This window comes from Psychrobacillus sp. BL-248-WT-3 (assembly GCF_012843435.1).
Classification (GTDB): domain Bacteria; phylum Bacillota; class Bacilli; order Bacillales_A; family Planococcaceae; genus Psychrobacillus.
Genome location: NZ_JABAFC010000007.1, coordinates 17,796 through 36,519 on the forward strand (window position 1 = coordinate 17,796; position 18,724 = coordinate 36,519).

Annotated in this window: 16 protein-coding genes and 1 pseudogene; 13 read left to right on the forward strand and 4 right to left on the reverse strand. The window is 37.8% G+C overall.

Going from position 1 to position 18,724, the window contains the following annotated elements:
- Positions 1 to 6: 6 nt before the first annotated feature.
- The 3 genes from HF876_RS05840 to HF876_RS05850 all read right to left on the reverse strand — a co-directional run bounded on the left by HF876_RS05840 (position 7) and on the right by HF876_RS05850 (position 3,166).
- On the reverse strand, positions 7 to 207 hold the full coding sequence (locus tag HF876_RS05840; RefSeq protein ID WP_169359134.1) for a hypothetical protein: 201 nt from the start codon (positions 205 to 207) through the stop codon (positions 7 to 9).
- Between the two features lie 27 nt (positions 208 to 234).
- Complete coding sequence (locus HF876_RS05845) at positions 235 to 1,125, reverse strand: hypothetical protein (protein ID WP_169359135.1); 891 nt, start codon at positions 1,123 to 1,125, stop codon at positions 235 to 237.
- Positions 1,126 to 1,417: 292 nt separating this feature from the next.
- The gene (locus HF876_RS05850) at positions 1,418 to 3,166 is read right to left on the reverse strand and encodes a glycoside hydrolase family 13 protein (RefSeq protein ID WP_169359136.1); all 1,749 of its coding nucleotides are present in this window, start codon (positions 3,164 to 3,166) and stop codon (positions 1,418 to 1,420) included.
- 313 nt (positions 3,167 to 3,479) lie between these two features.
- Between HF876_RS05850 and HF876_RS05855 the strand changes: the two genes are divergently transcribed.
- The 8 genes and pseudogenes from HF876_RS05855 to HF876_RS05890 all read left to right on the forward strand — a co-directional run bounded on the left by HF876_RS05855 (position 3,480) and on the right by HF876_RS05890 (position 13,105).
- Positions 3,480 to 4,772: an extracellular solute-binding protein gene (locus tag HF876_RS05855; protein ID WP_169359137.1), complete on the forward strand. Its 1,293-nt coding sequence runs from the start codon at positions 3,480 to 3,482 to the stop codon at positions 4,770 to 4,772.
- 114 nt (positions 4,773 to 4,886) lie between these two features.
- Positions 4,887 to 6,167, forward strand: coding sequence for a sugar ABC transporter permease (locus HF876_RS05860; protein WP_169359138.1), 1,281 nt, complete (start codon positions 4,887 to 4,889; stop codon positions 6,165 to 6,167).
- Between the two features lies 1 nt (position 6,168).
- Entirely contained in the window at positions 6,169 to 7,011 is an 843-nt protein-coding gene (locus tag HF876_RS05865; RefSeq protein ID WP_169359139.1) for a sugar ABC transporter permease, read from the forward strand.
- Positions 7,012 to 7,039: 28 nt separating this feature from the next.
- A pseudogene (locus HF876_RS19345) lies at positions 7,040 to 8,577 on the forward strand (alpha-amylase family glycosyl hydrolase).
- An 81-nt stretch (positions 8,578 to 8,658) separates the two neighbouring features.
- Positions 8,659 to 10,323, forward strand: coding sequence for a glycoside hydrolase family 13 protein (locus HF876_RS05875; protein WP_169359140.1), 1,665 nt, complete (start codon positions 8,659 to 8,661; stop codon positions 10,321 to 10,323).
- Between the two features lie 100 nt (positions 10,324 to 10,423).
- The gene (locus tag HF876_RS05880; protein WP_169359141.1) at positions 10,424 to 11,476 is read left to right on the forward strand and encodes a LacI family DNA-binding transcriptional regulator; all 1,053 of its coding nucleotides are present in this window, start codon (positions 10,424 to 10,426) and stop codon (positions 11,474 to 11,476) included.
- 128 nt (positions 11,477 to 11,604) lie between these two features.
- Complete coding sequence (locus HF876_RS05885; RefSeq protein WP_169359142.1) at positions 11,605 to 12,147, forward strand: GNAT family N-acetyltransferase; 543 nt, start codon at positions 11,605 to 11,607, stop codon at positions 12,145 to 12,147.
- Between the two features lie 142 nt (positions 12,148 to 12,289).
- Positions 12,290 to 13,105 (forward strand): ZIP family metal transporter, encoded by an 816-nt coding sequence (locus HF876_RS05890; RefSeq protein WP_169359143.1) that lies wholly within the window; start codon positions 12,290 to 12,292, stop codon positions 13,103 to 13,105.
- Between the two features lie 56 nt (positions 13,106 to 13,161).
- On the opposite strand, the gene HF876_RS05895 is transcribed toward HF876_RS05890, so the two are convergent.
- Complete coding sequence (locus HF876_RS05895) at positions 13,162 to 14,832, reverse strand: ribonuclease J (protein WP_169359144.1); 1,671 nt, start codon at positions 14,830 to 14,832, stop codon at positions 13,162 to 13,164.
- A gap of 220 nt (positions 14,833 to 15,052) precedes the next feature.
- On the opposite strand from HF876_RS05895, the gene HF876_RS05900 reads away from it, so the two are divergent.
- From HF876_RS05900 to HF876_RS05920, 5 genes are all read left to right on the forward strand, one after another.
- Positions 15,053 to 15,355 (forward strand): PadR family transcriptional regulator, encoded by a 303-nt coding sequence (locus tag HF876_RS05900; protein WP_169359219.1) that lies wholly within the window; start codon positions 15,053 to 15,055, stop codon positions 15,353 to 15,355.
- Positions 15,342 to 16,427 carry a DUF2812 domain-containing protein gene (locus HF876_RS05905; RefSeq protein ID WP_169359145.1) on the forward strand — a complete coding sequence of 362 codons (1,086 nt, stop codon included), beginning with the start codon at positions 15,342 to 15,344 and terminating at the stop codon, positions 16,425 to 16,427. The genes HF876_RS05900 and HF876_RS05905 overlap by 14 nt, the downstream gene beginning before the upstream one ends.
- Positions 16,428 to 16,533: 106 nt before the next feature.
- Positions 16,534 to 16,713, forward strand: coding sequence for a hypothetical protein (locus tag HF876_RS05910; protein WP_169359146.1), 180 nt, complete (start codon positions 16,534 to 16,536; stop codon positions 16,711 to 16,713).
- A gap of 80 nt (positions 16,714 to 16,793) precedes the next feature.
- Positions 16,794 to 17,924 carry a serine hydrolase domain-containing protein gene (locus HF876_RS05915; protein WP_169359147.1) on the forward strand — a complete coding sequence of 377 codons (1,131 nt, stop codon included), beginning with the start codon at positions 16,794 to 16,796 and terminating at the stop codon, positions 17,922 to 17,924.
- Positions 17,925 to 17,994: 70 nt separating this feature from the next.
- Positions 17,995 to 18,687 (forward strand): AIM24 family protein, encoded by a 693-nt coding sequence (locus tag HF876_RS05920; RefSeq protein WP_169359148.1) that lies wholly within the window; start codon positions 17,995 to 17,997, stop codon positions 18,685 to 18,687.
- Positions 18,688 to 18,724: the final 37 nt, after the last annotated feature.

Consider the following 18,724-nt stretch of genomic DNA (forward strand, 5'->3'; position numbering starts at 1 on the left):
TGGGTACTAACTGTTGTTTTGAAAATAAGTTATTCTCTTCACTAATGGCTCTGTCTTTTTTACGTGGATTGGTTTAACTAGGTCTCCCGTAATCGCTACCGTCTTAACATGTTTGTTGCTTTTTTTGGATGCATTGAATCCACTTAGCTTTTTTGCTGCCCGACTCCTCACATCTTCCGTGCAAATAGGAACCTTTTCACTTAGCATACTCAACACTCCTTAAGAAATAAATATTTATTGGTTTTCCATTTGTTCCGAGTTAGTTAAAGCTACCATGTACTCGATGTTTTCAATATTTTTTGCAATAGTTTTATGAAGCAGCTCAAAGAGATATTTGTCAATAATATCAAATGAATAGGTAAAGCTTTCAATCACGGTTATAAATTCTAGGTCGTCATACGTGAAATGGTAAACTAAAAAATTTTTCTTCCATATATTTAACTCATCTGTCTTATTAAACACGACAGCCTCGCCGGTTTCCTTCGATTCCTCTATTAAATCAATCAGCTTTTCTGGGGTATCTCTTGTATAGACCTGAAAAGAGAACGCTCCATGAATCGGATAATTTTTGTATCCTATTTGTGTTTCCTCTAAAAAGTACTCCAAGACCTCTTTGAAATCGATTGCTGATCTGAACAAAAATTCTAATGTCCTACCTGAGGCATCGTCTCCTGTAAAATATGCCATGAGCTTTGCCTTTGTTCCACTAATTTCCACAGTTTCAATAGCCGCCTGCTCAATATTATCCACTTCAAATTCTAAATTCATAAACTTAAACCTTTTCAATCTCTTAAAGGCAACTGGAATCAATAGAAAAAGCAAAAACCATATAAAAAGCAAAAAGATGCCTCTAAATATGACCTGATGAAAATTAGATTGTACAAAGGGTTTTATGATAATCGAAAAAGCAGTGTCTTGGATCACTTGCTCGGCTTCTATTTCTTTAATCTCGGCATTTTGAAGGAAAAATGCCTTGGGGTTCTCCTGCCATATAGAAATGCCAATAAGCAAGGAGGAGGTGGCCATCCATGCGACAATGATTAATATTCCAATAGTATAAATGTAAGGGATTATCATATTTATCCATTGAAATAGAGTGCGTCTTTCTTGGATCGGGAATCTCATCTAAGGACTACACCTCCATACATAAATAAATAATGTTTTGTATATTTGTCTATCAATTGATTGTATGTGACAGAGCCCAAATTATGACCAAATTCTCTTTATCGTACGTAAGGTTGCTCCCAAAAATGATAGTAACGCTAGAATAATAGAAGGAATGCTGAATAACATGGTTTCAATAATCCAATGAAAATAGGATTTTAACAGAATGAAAAGGTCGAATTCCAAAACGATGGAATCCGACCTTTTTGCTGTGCATTAACTGTTAATGGAAAATCCTCAAAGTATGCTTAAATCACGTTAGCCTTGATTTGATAATGACGTAACCATTTCCTCCAATCGTAAGCGTACTGCCCTCGACAGACATTGGATCGCTATACACCAACACCTGCTCACTAGCTATGTCCAACTCCACTGATTGCTCCAATCGTTCTGGATTAAATAAAACTATGATAGAATACTTTTCATCGAATTTTTCATAACCAAAAATCCCATTTTCAGTAGTAGGAAGGATAAACCTAACTGAGCCTTCGTTGGCAAGCAGCCTTTCTTGCTTACGTATACTAATAAGTTCTTTAATGTGGTTTTTTAAATCAAGGTTATGTGTCGACTCATCCCAATCCATACATTTTCTACAACCAGGGTCCTGACCACCAGTTAAGCCAATCTCATCTCCGTAGTATATACATGGCGTCCCCATGAAAGTTAGTAGAAGGGTAAATATTTGCTTCACTTTACCTATATTGTCGTCACATTCTGTTAATAATCTAGCAGTGTCATGGCTACCAACTAAATTAAATGTATAGTCAAAAACATTTTTAGGATAGTTATAGTAAACCCTTGTGATATTTTCTACAAACTGTGTAGAATTAATGCTTTCATTTACTAAAAGATTAAATAGATTTGTTTTGAACGGATAGTTCATTACTGCATCGAACTGATCTCCACGAAGCCACGGCATGGAGTCATGCCAAATTTCACCTAGAATATATACGTCAGGCTTAATTGCTTTAACAGTTTCCCTAAACTCACGCCAGAATTTATGGTCCACTTCATTTGCCACATCTAATCTCCAACCATCGATGTCATATTCCTCTATCCAAAATGCACCTACATCCATTAAATACTTTTTCACTTCCGGATTGGCAGTATTTAGCTTCGGCATAGACTCGACAAAACCAAATGCCTCATAGTTGGGTCTTTCACCACCCCGAACAGGATAACTATGGATATGAAACCAATCCTTATATCGTGAACTTTCCCCATTAACTAAAACATCTTGGAACGGTGGGAAGTAGTAGCCACTATGATTAAAAACAGCGTCTAACATCACTTTAATGCCACGCTTATGACACTCTTTTACAAGTCGCTTCAACGATTCTTTGTCTCCAAACTGTGGGTCTATTTCCAAATAATCAATTGTATCGTATTTATGATTGGAGCTTGCCTTGAACACAGGAGTGAAGTAAATACCGTTTACACCTAAATCACTCAAATAGTCTAAATGCTGAATGACACCTGCGAAATCCCCACCAAAGAAATTGTTTATAGCGGGGGGCTCGCTGCCCCAGGCTTTAGCCGTTGGAGGATCTATAGAAGGATCACCGTTAGCAAAGCGTTCTGGGAAAATTTGATACCAAATGGTGTCCTTTACCCAGGCTGGTGCGTCAAAAAGGTCAATATTGTGCAAATAAGGAAAACAAAAATAGTAGTCTGAATCTTTAGGGGGAGTAGAGTAAAACCCTTTTTCTGTATAAATTACTTCTTCATTACTAGAAATTAACTTAAAGCCATATCGGATTCTATTTGTTTCTGAGAAAATCTTAATCTCCCAATAATCATGTACGCCGTCTGTGCCAGCTAAGTACATCCTTTCCATATCATGCATCCATTCACCATCTGCCCAAATGTATGGGTCTCCATGAATCAGTAAAACTTCTTGAAGGTCATTTGCTTTCGTTTTTAATCGTATGTGTAACGTTTTGTTATCGAGTAAATAAGCTAGGTTATCTACTGGTCTATGAAATACAGCGGACTTTTCCATATGATTGCTCCTTTTTAGAAGTGAGAACAGCACACTTCATATTATGAAATAAAATATTTTTTATAAATATTAAAAAAAGTATTGTGCAAACTTACTTTAAATGTATAATAAAACCATAAGTTGTGCAATCGCTTTCATAACATTTTTTTGAAACATTATGATTCTATTTATCTTAATATACTAGAAATAGCTAGAATAAGTAGATTAGCATGTTCATATTCTAATTTTATGTGAGCGTTTTCATTTATTCATTTGTGCAAACGGTTGTACAACTTTAGGAAAAAGAGATAAACAATTGGGAGGGTTAAAAGAAATGAAAAAAACACTATCATTCTTATCGATTCTAGTTTTATTGATGGCTATGTTAGCAGCATGTGGACCAGATCGAGAAACAAGCACAGGGTCATCTAACACAGGTGAAAAAGAAAGTGAAGGCAACACGGAAGAACCAGCAAAGCCTGAAAAACTTGTTGTATGGGAAGATACAGATAAATCTGTAGCATTAAAACCTGCAATTGAGTCTTTTGAAAAGGAATATGGGATTAAAGTAGAATTTAAAGAATTAGGAATGGCAGATAAGATGCGCGACCAGCTACGTATGGATGGTCCATCAGGAACTGGTGCTGACGTTGTTACTTTGCCGCATGACCAAATTGGTCAGGTAGTTACAGAAGGGCTTCTTCAAGAAATTGAAGTAAGTGACGAAGTACTTTCTACATTTAGTGAGTCTTCTGTAAATGCACAAAAATATGATGGAAAACTTTACGGGCTTCCAAAAGCAACGGAAACACCTGTATTTATTTATAACAAGGCTCTTATGACAGAAGCACCAGAAACAATGGATGATGTTTATGAGTTTTCTAAAGGCTTTACAGATGGTAAAAAGTTTGGCTTCATTGCAACTTGGGATGACTTCTATTTTGCACATGGTGTAATTGCTGGTATGGGCGGATACGTTTTCAAAGAAAATGATGGCGCTCTTGATAGAGACGACATTGGTTTAAACAACGAAGGAGCAGTTGAAGGAGCTTCTTATATCCAAAAATGGTATTCAGAAGGTCTTTTCCCTAAAGGGATTATTGGGGAAAGCGGTGGTTCTACAAGAGATGGACTATTTAACGAAGGTAAAATTGCTTCCGTTATGAATGGTCCTTGGTCTTTCCAAAGCATGAAGGATGCTGGAATTGACATCGGTATTTCTGCAATGCCTAAGCTTCCTAATGGTGAACCTATGAAAACGTTCATGGGAGTTAAAGGGTGGCATGTAACAGCATTCACTGAACACAAATATTGGTCTACAAAATTAGTAGAGTGGTTAACAAATGAAGAAAATGCAAAAATTCGCTTTGAAACAACACAAGAAATTCCTCCAGTTAAAACATTAATCGACGATCCGATTATTGCAGACAACGAAGGGGCGAAAGCAGTAGCACTTCAATCTCAATATGCAGTACCAATGCCAAACATTCCAGAAATGTCAGAGGTATGGGGTCCTGCAGCATCAGCACTACAAACTATTGCAACAGGAAAAGCAGAGCCACAAGCAGCAATGGATGATGCAGTTAAAAACATCAAAACAAATATTGAAACAAATCACCCTAACTGATGATTTAAATTGCAAAGGCATGTTTCCTATCATGGGAACATGGCTTTGCTTATATATAATATAATTTTGAAAAGAAATTCTCCTTTCAAAGGAAAGAGGGAGGCCGCTTTAGCGATGGACAATAATGTCACAAACAAACATAGAAAAACTGCTGGGCTTTTATCGATTATTCCAGGTATGGGTCAGCTTTATAATAAACAGTATGTTAAAGGAATCATTTTCTTAGTTTTAACAGTAGCTTTTTTCAGTAGCTTCTATCAAACCCTTAACTGGGGCTTTTGGGGACTAATTACGCTTGGAGAAATTCCAGGTTTAGATCATTCCGTGTTCCTTTTAGTTGATGGAGTTATTGCCTTACTCGTAGCAGCAATCGGGTTAGGTATATATGCTTTTAATATTTATGATGCCTATAACAATGGAAAAAAGAGAGATGAAGGCTTTGAGTTAAATAGCGTAAGAGAGCAGTACCATAACTTATTAGATAATGGTTTTCCATATTTAATGATTTCCCCTGGATTTTTACTGTTAATCTTTGTAGTTATTTTCCCAATCTTTTTCGTTATCCTTCTTTCATTTACAAACTATGACCTGTATCATACGCCACCTGCAAAGCTAGTGGACTGGGTTGGTATACAAAACTATATAGACATTTTTAAATTAGAATTGTGGCGCTCTACATTCTTCAGCGTGCTCGGATGGACGATTGTTTGGACTTTTGGAGCTACAACACTCCAGGTTGCAGTTGGTATATTCCTTGCAGTTGTCATTAATCAAAAAGATTTAAAAGGAAAAGCAGTTTTCCGTACTATTTTAATACTTCCTTGGGCAGTCCCAGCATTTATATCTATCTTAATATTTTCTGGTATGTTCAATGAATCATTCGGGGTTATTAACGATGGAATTTTAAGCTTTCTTGGTATTGACCCTGTTCCGTGGATGACTTCTGAAATGTGGACCCGTATTGCATTAATAGGAATACAATCCTGGCTTGGATTCCCATTTGTTTTTGCAATGACTACAGGTGTTCTGCAATCAATTCCTGATGAACTATATGAGGCAGCTAACGTAGATGGAGCGTCTATTTGGCAAAAGTTCAAAAGCATTACTTTGCCGATGGTTTTATATGCAACTGCTCCTATTATTATCACGCAATATACGTTTAACTTTAATAACTTCAATGTTATTTTCTTATTCAACGGCGGTGGGCCTGCATTACCTGGCCAAAATGCCGGAGGAACAGATATTTTAATATCATGGATTTACAAGCTAACGATGACTTCTGCTCAATATGGTAAAGCTGCAGCAATCACGATGCTTTTATCATTAGTTGTAGTAGCCGTTGCTTTATGGCAGTTCAAACGTACAAACTCATTCAAAGAGGAGGATATGATGTGATATGAATACGAAAACAGAGAAAATTATTAGACTGACACTTTCGTACTTTATTCTCTTAGTAGCTGCTCTAGTCGTTATCTATCCGCTTCTTTGGGTAATTGGGTCATCACTAAATCCAGGTCAGAGTCTTTCCGGGTCTACTATGTTTCCTGAAAACCCGACTTTTAAGCATTACTTAGAGTTGTTTGATATGGAAAACTCTAATTATGTTTTATGGTATATCAACTCAATGAAGATTAGCTTGATCACGATGGCTTTATCGGTCATCAGTGTATCACTAACCGCATATGCCTTCTCACGTTATCGCTTTGTCGGACGCAAAAATGGCCTACTAACGTTTTTAGTGCTACAAATGATTCCTAACTTTGCAGCGCTAATTGCAATCTTTGTTTTAGCTCAAAGAACTGGTCTTTTAGACACTCATTTAGGATTAATTTTAATCTATACAGGCGGCCAAATACCGATGAATACGTGGCTAATGAAAGGGTATCTCGATACCATTCCAAAAGAGCTTGATGAATCTGCAAGGATGGACGGTGCTGGACACCTTCGTATTTTTTGGCAGATCATTATGCCGCTAGCAAAGCCTATTATTTCAGTAGTTGCGTTGTTTTCTTTTATCGCTCCATTCGGAGACTTTATATTGGCTCGCGTAATGCTTCGCTCAGAGGAAAAATTTACGATGGGCGTGGGGCTGTATGAGCTAGTATCTAAGCAATTTGGGAATGAGTTCACCACTTTTGCTGCGGGCTCCGTATTAATCGCAATTCCGATAACTATTTTGTTCTTAGCGTTCCAAAAGTATTTTGTTTCCGGACTAACTGCTGGGGGAACAAAGGGATAATAATGTTCAAAGAAACTATCGGGGGTGTATGACTATAAAAAGGGGTAGACATTTACTTTTCATTCTTATACTTTTAGTTAGCTTCCAGCCACTTTCAGTCTTTGCCAGTGGAGAGCGTACGATGCAGGATGAGATTATATATATGATCATGGTAGATCGTTTTCATAATGGTGATCCGTCCAATGATAAGGATGCTAACCCTGATGACCCTTATGCTTATCATGGTGGCGATTTTAAAGGAATTACGGATAAGCTAGATCATATAGAAGAAATGGGTTTCACAGCTATATGGCTGACCCCGATCTTTGAAAATATGCCAAAAGGGTACCATGGCTATTGGACAAAGGATTACTATAAAACAAACGAATATTTCGGAACAATGGATGAATTTAAGACCCTTGTTGATGAAGCACATAAAAGAGATATAAAAATTATCTTAGATTTTGTTGTCAATCATGTGGGACCAAATCATGACTGGCTAAGTGACCCTTCTAAGGAAGACTGGTTTCATCCCCAACAACCCATAACTAATTGGAATGACCAGCAGGAAGTAGAAAATGGCTGGCTATATGATTTACCAGACTTAGATCAAAGCAATCCAGAGGTAGCTGCCTATTTAATAGATGCAGCGAAATGGTGGATAGAAGAAACAGATATAGATGGTTTCCGTTTAGATACAGTCAAACATGTATCAAAGGATTATTGGAAAGAATTCGTTTCTGCTGTAAAGGCTGAAAAGGAAGACTTATATTTGATAGGGGAAGTGTGGCATGACAATCCAAATGTCGTTGCCAGCTATGAGGAGACAGGAATAGATAGCTTTTTTGACTTTTCCCAAAATGGTAGTCTGCGCACTGCTTTCGAGAGATCAAATCAATCACTTGGCTGGCTGTTCTCAATGCTGAAAGAAACGAGAAGGTTTTTGATCGGTCCCATTTGCTTGGACAGTTTGTCGATAACCACGATATGACAAGGTTTAGTCATCTGGTGATCAATCAAAAAGAAAATCCTTTGACTCAGCTTAAGCAAAGTCTCACCTTTCTATATACCGCTCCTGGAGTGCCTATCATTTATTATGGTACGGAGATGGCGATGGATGGAGGAAATGACCCGGATAATCGTCGTATGCTGGATTTTAATACAGAAAAAAATGTAGTTGACTACATATCAAAGCTTGGAGCAATAAGAAAAGAGCATCCAGCTTTGACCAATGGTGAGATGGAGCTGCTATATGAAGAAGAAGGGACCGCAGTTTATTCTAGAAAACTAGATGGAGAGACAATTGTTGTTGCCATAAACAACATGTCGAGTGATCAAACCATTGTGCTTAAGGATAAGCTTGAAAATGGGAAACGGTTAGTTAGCCAGCTCACTGAAGCTATCGTTAAGTCGAATGGGAATGAATACTCGATTAAATTAGAGAGTGGTCAAGCAGAAATCTTCGAGCTAGCTGAGAAGCCAGGACCTAACTGGTTATTTATAGTTCTTTCATCTGCAGTAATTGTGTCATTCATCATTATTCTTATACTAGGAATTAAAGAAGTGAACAAACGGTCTAGATTGTAAGGACTGAAAGAAGCTTTAAAAGAAAGTCTAAAAGTTATGGGATAGATGTACACAACTCATAACGAAGGGAGTATTTTTTATATGAATCGAAATTGGTGGAAAGAAGCGGTCAGCTATCAGGTTTATCCTAGAAGCTTTATGGATAGCAATGGTGATGGCATAGGAGATTTGCGTGGAATCATAACAAAGCTTGATTACTTAAAAGATTTAGGAATAGATGTCATTTGGGTATCTCCCTTTTTTAAATCCCCAAATGCGGATAATGGCTACGATATTAGCGACTATCAAGGGATTTCAGAGCAATTTGGAGATATGAAGGATTTTGATGAATTATTAACAGAAACGCATGCACGAGGTATGAAGCTTATTTTAGACCTTGTTATCAATCATACAAGTGATGAGCATCCATGGTTTATAGAGTCACGGTCCTCTAAAGATAACCCAAAGAGAGACTGGTATATTTGGCGTGATGGCAAAGGAACGGAGCCACCAAACAATTGGGAAAGTATTTTTTCTGGGAGCGCATGGAAATATGATACGGCAACGGAACAATATTACATGCACCTTTTTGCGATCAAACAACCAGATTTAAATTGGGAAAACGAAGAAGTAAGAACGGAATTATATAAGATGGTTAATTGGTGGCTGGATAAGGGGATAGATGGTTTCCGTGTAGATGCGATCAGTCATATTAAAAAACGAGAAGGCTTTCCAGACATGCCAAATCCGGATGGACAGCAGTTTGTTTCCTCTTTTGATATGCATACAAACCAACCAGGCATTCAAACATTCCTAAGTGAATTAAAGGAAGAAACGTTCTCTAAATATGACATCATGACGGTTGGAGAAGCTAATGGTGTTGGTATAGAAGAGGCAGATGAATGGGTTGGTGAGTCAAACGGGAAATTTAGTATGATCTTCCAATTTGAACATTTAGGGCTTTGGAACAAGGATGCCAATAAATCTGTGGATGTCATTGGTCTAAAAAAGACGCTAACAAAATGGCAAAAGGGACTCCATGAAAGAGGCTGGAATGCGCTATTTTTAGAAAATCATGATCAAACAAGAAGTGTTTCTAGCTGGGGAAATGACCAGGAATATTGGAATGAGAGTGCTAAAATGCTTGGGGCCTGCTATTTCCTTATGCAGGGCACACCTTTCATCTACCAGGGGCAAGAAATTGGTATGACAAATGTCCAACTACCTTCTATAGATGATTACGATGATATTGGTATGCGTAACTTCTATGAGATAGAAATAGCAAAGGGTCGTCCACATCTTGAAGTGATGGAAACTATTTGGACTAGTGGAAGAGATAATTCACGAACTCCAATGCAGTGGGATAACACAGATAATGCCGGGTTTACTACAGGTACACCTTGGATGAAAGTCAATCCAAACTATTCCTCCATTAATGTAGAGGCTCAATTAAAGGACGAACATTCTATTTACCACTTTTTTAAAAGCATGATTAAGCTTCGCAAGGAACATGAAGTGTTTGTTTATGGAGCATATGATCTTCTTTTAGAAACTGATCCAGATGTATATGTCTATACAAGATACTTAGATAATGTATTTGCGGTTATTCTATGCAATTTCCGTAACAAGACAGTAGAACTGGACCTTCATGAGGTGGAGCAGAAGGATTATCGCCTCGTGCTAAGTAATTTTGAGGGGGCACCTCAAACATTAACAAAAAAGGCGACTTTAAAGCCCTACGAGACAAGAGTATATCTGTCTAAATAATAGGTTTAACTTCTATATAGACTAGTTAATAACTTTCCTTATCTATATAATGATATTCTAAAGAATATTGAAGAAAACAGAAAAAGAGTGGTGAATTCCTTTGGCGGTTACGATTAAAGATGTAGCAAAATTAGCAGATGTAGCTCCCTCGACGGTCTCTCGGGTAATTGCCAATAATCCCCGCATTAGTGACAAAACTAAGAAGCGTGTAAGAGAAGCAATGGAGCAGCTAGGTTATCATCCTAATTTTATTGCTCGAAGTCTAGCAAATCAATCCACGAAAGTAATTGGCCTGGTATTACCGCCTTCTTCAGGTGCTTTCTTTCAAAATCCTTTCTTTGCAGAGGTTATGCACGGACTAAGCGATGGTGTGCATGAAAAACATTATGCCCTTCAAATGACAACTGGAACGACAGAAGAAGAACTATTTGATGGAGTAGTACAGATGGTCCAAGGCGGCAGAGTGGATGGAATTATACTTCTTTACTCTCGTGTTAATGATGAGATTTTAAGTTATTTAAGAACACGCCATTTCCCATTTGTGATGATCGGTAAGCCTTTTGAGCATGTAGAAAAAATAACTCATGTAGATAATGACAACTTTCTAGCAGCTAAAGAGGCGACTGAGTATCTGATAGGACTTGGACATAAGCATATTGGTTTCATTGGAGGTAGCCCAAGCCTAACCGTTACATTGGACCGACTTCAAGGTTATAAGAATGCTTTGAGCGAGGAAGATCTGCCATTATTAGAGGACTATATCATTCATTCTGAATACTTCTTGAGAGAAGGTGGCCAGCAAGCGGTCAACAAACTATTCTCAGCAAGTGTTTCTCCAACCGCTTTAATCGTAACGGATGATTTGATGGCCTTAGGTGTAGTTAACACGCTTACGAAAATGGCAATCGACATTCCAAACCAGGTCTCTATCATAAGCTTCAACAATGCGTTGTTTGCAGAAATGTCTCGACCACCGTTGACATCCATTAATATCAATATTGTGGAGTTAGGTTATCAGGCAGCCAGAAGCTTAATTCAAATACTGGAGAATGAGAACGAACCTGTAAAGCGCATTATCATTCCACATCAGCTTGTGGTTCGTAACTCTTGTGCAATCTCACAAAAAGCAATTATAAAAGATAGTACAGTTTAAGTTAAACTAAATGGTGGTTATCCATGAAATATGGGTAACCATTTTTTATTATAATTTTATTATGTAAACCAAAAACTATTTCTATTATTCTAAAAATATTTTATACTCTTTATAAGGAGGGATATATTATGTTTACATATGCAATTGATGACAAAATTACACTAAAAATGCTAGATTTACGAGACTCCGAACAATTGTTCTATTTAACTGTAGGGTCTAAGAATTCTTTAAGAGAATGGCTACCGTTTATCGATTATACAAAAACGGTTGCTGATACGGAGAACTTCATCCAATCGACGATGAAGCAGTTCAGCGAAAACAATGGAATCCAAGCAGGAATATGGTATGAAGGCAATCTTGCAGGTGTTATCGGATTTCATAAAATAGACTGGAATAACAAATCCACAAGCATCGGGTATTGGTTGGGCGAAGATTATGTGGGTAATGGACTCATGACGAAGTCCGTAAAAGCATTTGTAGATTATGCTTTAATCGATTTAGGATTGAATCGAGTAGAAATTCGCGCTGCAGTAGAGAACAAGAAAAGCAGAGCAATTCCTGAAAGGCTTGGTTTTACTCATGAAGGCACCATTCGTCAATCGGAATGGCTATACGATCATTATGTGGATCATGAGGTCTACGGTATGCTAGCAAGTGACTGGAAGAAATAGATTGAACAAGCGCCGAGCAGTTTAATACCTGCTCGGCGTTTTTGTATTCAAATATTTAGTAACAAACAACGGACTTGTTTAAAGATAAAAATGTATAGTCAATCATACGATAGTAGAAGAACATGAAGAAGGGACAGGTCTTATGATTGCTTACATATCTACGCTCAGTCCGGTATTGCAGGCATTGTTAGCGACTATATTTACTTGGGGCATGACAGCATTAGGTGCAGCTCTAGTTTTCACTACAAAATCAGTAAATCAAAAGTTAATGGATGGCATGCTTGGCTCGGCTGGAGGAATCATGATAGCGGCAAGCTTTTGGTCGCTTCTTGCTCCTGCTATTGAAATGTCAAAGGAAGGGACATTCCCTGCCTGGTTTCCAGCAGCTACCGGATTTTTACTAGGTGGATTCTTCTTGTGGCTCGCCGATAAACTCATTCCACATATGCATCCTTCCTCGAACTCGAACCAAACAGAAGGGATAAAACCTAAAGGCAAAAGAAGAAGTACGTTGCTTGTGTTTGCGATCACCCTTCATAATATCCCAGAGGGTCTTGCGGTAGGCGTTGCTTTTGGGGCAGTAGCAGCAGGACTAGATACCTCTTCTTTAACTGCAGCCTTAGCATTAGCAATAGGCATTGGTATTCAGAATCTACCGGAGGGTGCAGCGGTTGCATTACCTTTGAGAAGAGATGGCATGTCTCGTAGAAAGAGCTTCTTTTATGGGCAATTTTCCGGAATGGTCGAGCCGATAGCTGCGGTAGTCGGTGTCCTTGCAGTCTCCTTTATGTCCCCTATTCTACCTTTTGCACTCGCGTTCGCAGCTGGAGCAATGATTTTTGTTGTGGTGGAGGAGGTAATTCCCGGCTCCCAGGAGTATGGGAATGGTGATTTAGCAACGGTGTGCTTGATGATCGGATTTACAATCATGATGATTCTAGATGTTGCTTTTGGGTAGATCAAAATACTTTTCAAAAAGCGCATCCTACTATAAGTTAGGATGCGCTAGTGTGTTTATATTTCAATAAGGATTGGCAGAATCATGGGTTTTTTCTTTGTACGAGCATATATTAGGTTTTCTACCGAGTTTTTAATATTCTTTTTGAGTGTACGCTGATTCTTATTGTTATCCCATTTTTCTACTGTTGTACGAACGGTTTGATTGATTAAATTGATTAGCTCTTCAGAGTCTGGACCATATACAAAGCCTCGAGTTAGAGTATCAGGTCCATTTAATACTTTTTTCAATCCTTTTTGCATACTAATGACGATCACAACCATCCCGTCTCCAGCAAGAACTCTTCGATCACGTAGAATAATCTCTCCAACATCTCCAATGCCTGATCCATCTACAAAGACATCACCTGCTTCTACGGACCGCGTTTGTATGACCTCATTAGTATCTACAATATCTACAACATCTCCATTGTTCAGTAGAAAAATATTAGATCGTTTAACACCCACGGACTGTGCTAGCTCGCGATGTATATGGAGCATGCGATATTCTCCATGGATCGGGACAAAGTACTTTGGCTTCATCAATGTAAGCATGAGCTTCAGCTCTTCCTGGTAAGCATGACCTGAAACGTGCATACCAGTCTTGCTTCCAGAGCCATAAATCACGTTAGCTCCTAATCTTAACAGATTATCGACTACCCTTGTGACATTCGTTTCATTACCAGGGATGGGGCTAGATGAAAAGATTACGGTATCCTCAGGATGAACCTCGAGTTTACGAAACCTAGAGCTTGCCAGTCTTGAAAGAGCAGCCATAGGCTCACCCTGTCCACCAGTACAAAGAATCGTCACTTCCTCGGGAGACATGGTTGGCACCTCATTTTCCTCCAGTAACATTCCCTCCGGTATTCTCAAATACCCACGCTGCATAGCAACTCGAACGACATTCACCATACTTCTACCGAGTAAGAGGATCTTTCTATTGTTTCTAATGCAAACGTCTACTATTTGCTGTACACGATGAACATTGGAAGCAAAGGTCGTAATAAAAATTTTACGCGTTGCCTTCCTAAAGGTTTCATCTAAATGCTCTTCTATAAGCTTCTCAGAAGGGGAGGAGCCAGGTCTCTCTGCATTCGTACTTTCAGAAAGAAGCAACAGCACACCTTCTTGACCGATTGCCGCCATTCGATGAATGTCTGCAGCTTGTTTATCCACGGGAGTCCAGTCAAACTTAAAGTCTCCCGTATGAACGATTGTGCCTAATGGAGTTTGAAAAGTAATTCCTAAGCAATCTGGTATACTATGGCTTGTTCGGAAGAAGGTTGTCCGTATGGTACCGAGCCTTAAAACACTATCCTCATCTATCAAAAATAGCTTACTATCCCTAAGAATCCCATGCTCCTTTAACTTAATCTCAATTAGACCAAGTGTGAGGTTTGTGGCATAGACTGGCACATTCAGCTGCTTTAGAAAGTAAGGGATTGCTCCAATATGGTCCTCATGTCCATGGGTGACGATTAATCCACGTATTTTGCTTTCATTTTCCTGCAGATATGTAATATCAGGAATAATTAAATCAACACCTGGAAGACTTTCATCTGGAAATTTACCACCACAGTCAATAATCACAATATCATCGTATGATTCAATCACATACATATTCTTTCCGATTTCATTTATACCACCAAGTGCAAATACAGATACGGCCGAATTTTTAGTAGTCAAAAAGATACCTCCCGATTCAATAAACTATTTTAAGTATGAACTTTAAACTATTATTTATGAGAGAAATATCGAAAAAGGTAATATTTACTACTTTGTAAAATAAACAAATAATCAGTTAAAAACATATTGGCTAATATGTCACGTTGTGATATAGTCATGATGTGACATATTATAAAGAGGGTGGAGCAGCTTGGAGAAGTTAATTAAGAAATACATACCGATGACGGAGACCGCATTTTATATCCTCTTTTCTTTGACAGAACCACGTCATGGATACGGAATTATTAAAAGAGTAGAAGAGCTGACAAATGGAAGGCTTCATCTAGGTTCGGGAACGATTTATGGAACGCTCACTAAAATGCAAAAAGATGAAATGATCACTGTCTTTTCAGATGAAAAAAGAAAAACAATTTATGAAATTACAGGAATAGGTAAACTGATTATGCGAAAGGAAATGGAGAGGTTACAGGAAGTGCAAAACAATATTTCGCTTTATAAGGGGGAGTTTGATGAAGAGATTTAGATGGTTTTGGAGCTACCGTATACAATCGACCGAGAAATGGCTAGAAAGCATGGCTTTGAAAGGTTTTATGTTAAAAGATTTCAATAGATTCACACGTATATTTACATTTAATAAAACAACACCTAGCAAAGTAACCTATTCGATACAATTCAAATCTTGCAGTTTACCCGATCGGTTACAAAAAGCCGGCTGGCGAGATCCATTAAAGGCGGGTAAATGGAGTATTCTCAAAAATGAAGCATCTCATGTTCCGTTTTATCCATCTAGCGATAGCTTGTTTAAACGGATTCGATTACATGCATATTTATTTTTGATCATATCCATCTTTTATTTATCCACAAGTCCCGTGAATTTCTTGATTTTAAAATCATTTGATGATAATAATCCTAACTTTGCATCTATTATTATTCCGTTACTTATATTATTACTATTAGCAAGTGTTACGATTTTTGTCTTTATATCCTATAGAGCATATGAAAAATATATGTTTAATCTTAACGAAGAGGTCAAAAATAGTAGAAAGAGAATAAGGAAAATCCGTTTAGCATGGATGTATCAACCGCTTCAAACTAAAAAGTGGTTAGATGAAATGCACAGGAAAGGCTATGAGCTTGATCGCGTATATGCTGCCATATTTACTTTTGTTCCTTCTAAGCATGAAAAAATAGCATATGAGGTTACTTTTGAACCTAAGCTGAAATCCGATTATTATACGCTTCACAAGGAAATCGGATGGAAGCTTAAGTATACGTCCAATATGTCCGTGCTGAATTACTCTATCTGGTCAATGCCTTATAGTGAGCAAGCACCTAAACCTTCGTTCACTTATGATATAGCAGAAAAACGACAGCAAATAAAAAAAGCATTTAAAATGAATATAACAATCACTCTATTCCTATTACTAGTTTTAGGCCAATCCTTGTATATGCAGTGGGTATTAGATATGCCTTCGTCTACATTTACTATTGTATTAAAGTACCTTATAACATTTATGACGTTTTTCTGGATTATTTTAACCATCAAAGTTATTATTGGATATAAAAAAGAGATGAACTTACTGAAGGAGTTTTAAAAAAGAATCCTAGCGATAGGGTTCTTTTCTTAATTTCAGTTATAATAATTGAAACTTTCCAAATATTCAAACGTATGTATACTAGCGTGTAGAAGGAGAGGGTGTCATGCACTGGATTATGTGGGTTTTTTGGGGCTTTTTTTTAGGTATCATACTAGCTGCCTATCTTGTGGATCGTTTAGGTAGTAGAAAATATAATCTGGAGCATAAGAAAACAATGAATCAGGTAGCTGCCCAAGCCAACTCAGATAGAGAAGTAGATCGATATAACAATCAGTCATTTTAAAAGAAGAAAAAAGATAAGAAGTCTGCTTTTATGTAAACGAGAACTAAACCGGTTAATAAAGTAAAAGTTTAGGAGAAAATATGAAAACAATAAATACTAAACTAGAAGAAATAGACGCTTTAATAAATGGAGTTATAGAAGAACAAGGAGTTGGAATTAGTGTCTCTATTGTTAAAAATGGGAAACTAATTTTTGCTAAAGGCTATGGATACGCTCAGCTGGAACCTACCCCTAAATTAATTGATGAAAATACGTATATGAGTATTCAGAGTGTAACTAAAAATTTTGTTTCAGTATGTATGATGAAATTAGTCGAAGAGGACTTGATTCATCTAGATAAGCCTATCGTACATTATCTGCCCTACTTTCGGACAAAAGAGAAAGGCTCGAGTGATCATATCACAGTAAGGCAAGTATTAAGTCACACTTCTGGTTTCCCAGCAGATTTAGGGATAGCCAATTTGGTTGCGCCAAATGTAAGGGAGATTTATTCAGATACACCAACTGAATGGAGTGAGGCTTTAGCCCATTATCGGTTAAAAGAAGAAGAGGTAACTAGTATCCATAGTAGAGAGGATATCACTAGATGGTTTCGCAAGGTTGAGTTAGATTACCCTCCTGGACATACTTGGAACTATTGTACGGATGCTTATGTTATTTTAGGAGATTTGATAGAGAAGGTTACAGGTGAAAGCTGGGAATCCTTCCTTCAAAATCGGTTTATTACACCATTACAAATGAAGAGAACTACGGCAGATGTCCGTATCATAATGGACGATGACAATTATGCTAAATATTATATGGGGCCTGATAAAATTGAAACACCTTATCCAACGAATTCATTGGCTGCTCCGATAGGCTTCCTTTACTCTACCGCAACAGATTTGGCAGCCTATATGTTGTTTCATTTGAACAAAGAATTTAACCAGTTACTTGACGTTTCTTCAAAAAAGGAAATGCAAAGTCGAGAGAGTCGCGTTTCTCAAGACTGGGATAACGAGACGAATACATGCTTTTATGGGCTAGGGTGGTTTATAGAGGATTATAAGGGCCATACCATAGTAGAGCATGGCGGAGGGCAAATGGCAGTTAGAGCATTAATATCATTAGTACCAGAGGAAAGTATTGGCATCGCCATTCTTTTAAACTTTGATAGTAGCGTCCATCGTGATATCAGTAGCAAGATCATGGATATCATGCTAGATTTATAGATTTTATTAATCGATTTAAATCATAGTTTGAATCTTCAACGTATATGATAAGTAGAAGGGGTGTTTGTTGATGAGTAGATATTCAATAGCTGAATTTATAAAAAGTACGGAGCAGGAAGATAAGGGAGAAGGCTTTTTTGAATTAGAAACAGAACGTCTACTGGAGGTTAATCTGGAGGGGCTAGTTTGGGCAAAGGCAGGATCCATGGTTGCTTATCATGGAAAGATTAAGTTTGAGCGTGAGGGCGTTTTTGAGCAGGGGATGGGTGCAATGTTCAAAAAAGCTTTAACAGGGGAAGGCGCCTCGCTTATGAAGGCAAATGGCCATGGTAAGTTATATCTTGCCGACAGTGGAAAGAAAATCATTATCCTTCATCTACAAAATGAAGCGATCTTTGTAAATGGGAATGATTTGCTAGCTTTTGAGCCTACGATTAAGCATAATATTAAAATCATGAAAAAAGTGGCAGGAATGATGTCTGGGGGCTTGTTTAATGTAAAGTGTGAAGGAACTGGTTTAGTGGCTATTACATCTCATTACGAGCCTCTTACATTGCGTGTGACTCCAGGAAAGCCTGTTTTTACAGATCCTAATGCTACCGTGGCTTGGTCCGGCAACCTTCAGCCTGATTTCCAAACAGACGTCTACTTTAAAACCTTCGTGGGTAGAGGTAGTGGAGAGTCGATTCAAATGAAGTTCCAAGGAGACGGCTTTGTTATTGTACAACCTTATGAAGAGGTATATTTCCAAAGGCAGAGTTAAGTGTTAGCAATATATTTCGAAAAAATTCACCATAATA

What these genes read in the sequence shown, in the direction of transcription:
- HF876_RS05840 (WP_169359134.1), bottom strand. Translation starts at nt 207, where the DNA reads ATGCTAAGTGAAAAGGTTCCTATTTGCACGGAAGATGTGAGGAGTCGG.
- HF876_RS05845 (WP_169359135.1), bottom strand. Translation starts at nt 1,125, where the DNA reads ATGAGATTCCCGATCCAAGAAAGACGCACTCTATTTCAATGGATAAAT.
- HF876_RS05850 (WP_169359136.1), bottom strand. Translation starts at nt 3,166, where the DNA reads ATGGAAAAGTCCGCTGTATTTCATAGACCAGTAGATAACCTAGCTTAT.
- HF876_RS05855 (WP_169359137.1), top strand. Translation starts at nt 3,480, where the DNA reads ATGAAAAAAACACTATCATTCTTATCGATTCTAGTTTTATTGATGGCT.
- HF876_RS05860 (WP_169359138.1), top strand. Translation starts at nt 4,887, where the DNA reads ATGGACAATAATGTCACAAACAAACATAGAAAAACTGCTGGGCTTTTA.
- HF876_RS05865 (WP_169359139.1), top strand. Translation starts at nt 6,169, where the DNA reads ATGAATACGAAAACAGAGAAAATTATTAGACTGACACTTTCGTACTTT.
- HF876_RS05875 (WP_169359140.1), top strand. Translation starts at nt 8,659, where the DNA reads ATGAATCGAAATTGGTGGAAAGAAGCGGTCAGCTATCAGGTTTATCCT.
- HF876_RS05885 (WP_169359142.1), top strand. Translation starts at nt 11,605, where the DNA reads ATGTTTACATATGCAATTGATGACAAAATTACACTAAAAATGCTAGAT.
- HF876_RS05890 (WP_169359143.1), top strand. Translation starts at nt 12,290, where the DNA reads ATGATTGCTTACATATCTACGCTCAGTCCGGTATTGCAGGCATTGTTA.
- HF876_RS05900 (WP_169359219.1), top strand. Translation starts at nt 15,053, where the DNA reads ATGACGGAGACCGCATTTTATATCCTCTTTTCTTTGACAGAACCACGT.
- HF876_RS05905 (WP_169359145.1), top strand. Translation starts at nt 15,342, where the DNA reads ATGAAGAGATTTAGATGGTTTTGGAGCTACCGTATACAATCGACCGAG.
- HF876_RS05910 (WP_169359146.1), top strand. Translation starts at nt 16,534, where the DNA reads ATGCACTGGATTATGTGGGTTTTTTGGGGCTTTTTTTTAGGTATCATA.
- HF876_RS05915 (WP_169359147.1), top strand. Translation starts at nt 16,794, where the DNA reads ATGAAAACAATAAATACTAAACTAGAAGAAATAGACGCTTTAATAAAT.
- HF876_RS05920 (WP_169359148.1), top strand. Translation starts at nt 17,995, where the DNA reads ATGAGTAGATATTCAATAGCTGAATTTATAAAAAGTACGGAGCAGGAA.